The sequence below is a fragment of the Shimia abyssi genome (assembly GCF_003014475.1).
GTDB classification, from domain to species: domain Bacteria; phylum Pseudomonadota; class Alphaproteobacteria; order Rhodobacterales; family Rhodobacteraceae; genus Shimia; species Shimia abyssi.
Genome location: NZ_PYGJ01000035.1, coordinates 2,501 through 6,299 on the forward strand (window position 1 = coordinate 2,501; position 3,799 = coordinate 6,299).

1 tRNA gene and 2 rRNA genes are annotated in these 3,799 nt (G+C 51.7%); all 3 read left to right on the forward strand.

The annotated features are described in order from the left end of the window. Positions 1 to 480 precede the first annotated feature (480 nt). The 3 genes from CLV88_RS22625 to CLV88_RS22635 all read left to right on the forward strand — a co-directional run bounded on the left by CLV88_RS22625 (position 481) and on the right by CLV88_RS22635 (position 3,746). Positions 481 to 3,353 (forward strand): 23S ribosomal RNA (locus CLV88_RS22625). Between the two features lie 108 nt (positions 3,354 to 3,461). Next, positions 3,462 to 3,576, forward strand: a 5S ribosomal RNA gene (rrf, locus tag CLV88_RS22630). A 93-nt stretch (positions 3,577 to 3,669) separates the two neighbouring features. After that, a tRNA-Met gene (locus tag CLV88_RS22635) sits at positions 3,670 to 3,746 on the forward strand. Positions 3,747 to 3,799: the final 53 nt, after the last annotated feature.

Genomic DNA, 3,799 nt, shown 5'->3' on the forward strand with positions numbered 1-3,799 from the left:
AGTTCTTAACCATCCAATTGGATGACATTGACATCGTTTAGAGAGATACACGTTACTTTGAGAGTAATCTTGAAGTAACAATCAACACTGTTTGATCGCCCTAAGTACGGGGATGATCTCAGTTTGGTGCTTTGTATCGCCATAGTAATCCGCAAGGGTGAACGGCGAGACGGAGCGAGCATATGTAACGGTTGTTTCCTCGACCAATCATGTGTCTGCCAGCTGAAACGAACAGAGTTGTCCAAGTCAAGTACACTAACCCGAGCAATCGAGAGATTGCTCAAATTGTTCTTCATCTTCCGGATGGGGCCGATGACCATCGGCAGTTCGGGTTCCAAGATGAAGAGCGGGAAAAAATGTATGACTTTTGGTTCAGAATAAGGATCCCTTTTTAGTTACCAGCTGAAGGGGTCGCGATTGACTTCGTCCTTAAGCAGCAATGCGATAGGGCATCAAACAAGTCTTTCTTTTTCTGGATCAAATCAAGCGCGAGAAGGGCGTTTGGTGAATGCCTTGGCAGTAAGAGGCGATGAAAGACGTGATACTCTGCGATAAGTCATGAGGAGCTGAGAATAAGCTTTGATCCATGAATTTCTGAATGGGGGAACCCACCTGAAAGTTTGTTATTGTGACCCTGCGATTTGTTACGGGAGGCCAGTCCTCAAGTAGCGAAGCGGTAGGACATCAATAATGGGCTTAACCAGGTACTTTTGACCTGAATACATAGGGTCTTAAGAGCAAACCCGGGGAACTGAAACATCTAAGTACCCGGAGGAAAGGACATCAATTGATACTCCCCTAGTAGCGGCGAGCGAACGGGGACCAGCCAAGCCGAGATTGTGACTAGAACATGTTGGGAAGCATGGCCATAGCGGGTGATAGCCCCGTATAGGAAGCATGATCGGATGTATTAAGTAGGGCGGAACACGTGAAATTCTGTCTGAAGATCGGAGGACCACCTTCGAAGGCTAAGTACTCCTTACTGACCGATAGTGAACCAGTACCGTGAGGGAAAGGTGAAAAGCACCCCGACGAGGGGAGTGAAACAGTTCCTGAAACCGAACGCCTACAATCAGTCGGAGGCTCCTTGCGAGCTGACGGCGTACCTTTTGTATAATGGGTCATCGACTTGGTCTATCTAGCAAGCTTAAGCCGTTAGGTGTAGGCGCAGCGAAAGCGAGTCTTAATAGGGCGCATGAGTTAGGTGGATCAGACCCGAAACCGAGTGATCTAGGCATGACCAGGCTGAAGGTAAGGTAACACTTACTGGAGGGCCGAACCCACATCTGTTGAAAAAGATCGGGATGAGTTGTGCCTAGGGGTGAAAGGCCAATCAAACTCGGAGATAGCTGGTTCTCTGCGAAATCTATTTAGGTAGAGCGTCATCCGAATACCCCGGGGGGTAGAGCACTGGATGGGTAATGGGGCCCCACAGGCTTACTGATCCTAACCAAACTCCGAATACCCGGGAGTACTAGATGGCAGACACACTGCGGATGCTAACGTCCGTAGTGGAGAGGGAAACAACCCTGACCTACGACTAAGGCCCCTAATTCATGGCTAAGTGGGAAAGCAGGTGGGACGACCAAAACAACCAGGAGGTTGGCTTAGAAGCAGCCATCCTTTAAAGATAGCGTAACAGCTCACTGGTCTAATTAAGTTGTCCTGCGGCGAAGATGTAACGGGGCTCAAGCCATGAGCCGAAGTCTAGGATGCACATAGTGCATGGTAGCAGAGCGTAGTGTGACATAGGACCTTTCCTCTTTAGCATTCTTCGGAATGTCATGGAGGATTAGGTTCTTTCGATGAAGCCGGGGCGTGAGCCATCCGGTGGAGAGATCACTAGTGAGAATGATGACATGAGTAGCGACAAAGAGTGTGAGAGACACTCTCGCCGAAAGTCCAAGGGTTCCTGCTTAAAGCTAATCTGAGCAGGGTAAGCCGGCCCCTAAGGCGAGGCAGAAATGCGTAGCCGATGGGAACCAGTTTAATATTACTGGGCCAGGAGGATGTGACGGATCATGAAGATTGTTCCCCCTTATTGGATTGGGGGGGCCGTTGATTGGTTCCTGGAAATAGCCCTCCATCAGACCGTACCCTAAACCAACACAGGTGGACTGGTAGAGCATACCAAGGCGCTTGAGAGAACGATGTTGAAGGAACTCGGCAAAATACCTCCGTAAGTTCGCGAGAAGGAGGCCCAGTTTCTACGCAAGTATTGGCTGGGGGCACAAACCAGGGGGTGGCGACTGTTTACTAAAAACACAGGGCTCTGCGAAGTCGCAAGACGACGTATAGGGTCTGACGCCTGCCCGGTGCCTGAAGGTTAAAAGGAGGGGTGAGAGCTCCGAATTGAAGCCCAGGTAAACGGCGGCCGTAACTATAACGGTCCTAAGGTAGCGAAATTCCTTGTCGGGTAAGTTCCGACCTGCACGAATGGCGTAACGACTTCCCCGCTGTCTCCAACATCGACTCAGCGAAATTGAATTGCCTGTCAAGATGCAGGCTTCCCGCGGTTAGACGGAAAGACCCCGTGCACCTTTACTACAGCTTCACACTGGCATTAGGCCGAGCATGTGCAGGATAGGTGGTGGGCTTTGAAGCGATGACGCCAGTCATCGTGGAGCCTCCCTTGAGATACCACCCTTGCTCTGCTTGATGTCTAACCGCGGTCCGTTATCCGGATCCGGGACCCTGTGTGGCGGGTAGTTTGACTGGGGCGGTCGCCTCCTAAAGCGTAACGGAGGCGCGCGAAGGTTGGCTCAGAGCGGTCGGAAATCGCTCGTTGAGTGCAATGGCAGAAGCCAGCCTGACTGCAAGACTGACAAGTCGAGCAGAGTCGAAAGACGGCCATAGTGATCCGGTGGTCCCGAGTGGAAGGGCCATCGCTCAACGGATAAAAGGTACGCCGGGGATAACAGGCTGATACTGCCCAAGAGTCCATATCGACGGCAGTGTTTGGCACCTCGATGTCGGCTCATCTCATCCTGGGGCTGGAGCAGGTCCCAAGGGTACGGCTGTTCGCCGTTTAAAGAGGTACGTGAGCTGGGTTTAGAACGTCGTGAGACAGTTCGGTCCCTATCTGCCGTGGGTGTAGGATACTTGAGAGGAGTTGCCCCTAGTACGAGAGGACCGGGGTGAACGAACCACTGGTGGACCTGTTGTTGCGCCAGCAGCAGTGCAGGGTAGCTATGTTCGGACAGGATAACCGCTGAAGGCATCTAAGCGGGAAGCCCCCCTCAAAACAAGGTATCCCTGAGGACCGTGGTAGACCACCACGTCGATAGGCCGGAGATGTAAGCGCAGCAATGCGTTCAGTTGACCGGTACTAATGGTCCGATAGGCTTGATTTGATCCAGTAAAAGACAGACTTTTACGGCAAAATCAAAAGCATACACACAATCAGAATACTGACTTGGACAGCCCAAAAATGGGCGCATCAACCGAAGCCGTTTACTCGGTTTGGTGATCATAGCGCGAGTGAAACACCCGGTCCCATCCCGAACCCGGCAGTTAAGCACCGTAGCGCCGATGGTACTGCATCTTAAGGTGTGGGAGAGTAGGTCATCGCCAAACCTAGTAAACGACTTCGGTTAACGTATCTCTCGACGATGACGAAAATGCCTCAAAATATAAAAATGAGGCAAATCAGGCCAGTTGGCCAGGTTCCGCGGGATGGAGCAGCCCGGTAGCTCGTCAGGCTCATAACCTGAAGGTCGTAGGTTCAAATCCTACTCCCGCAACCAACGATATTTGCGAAACCGCCTCAGCCATGTCGGCTCCGGCGGTTTTTGCTTTT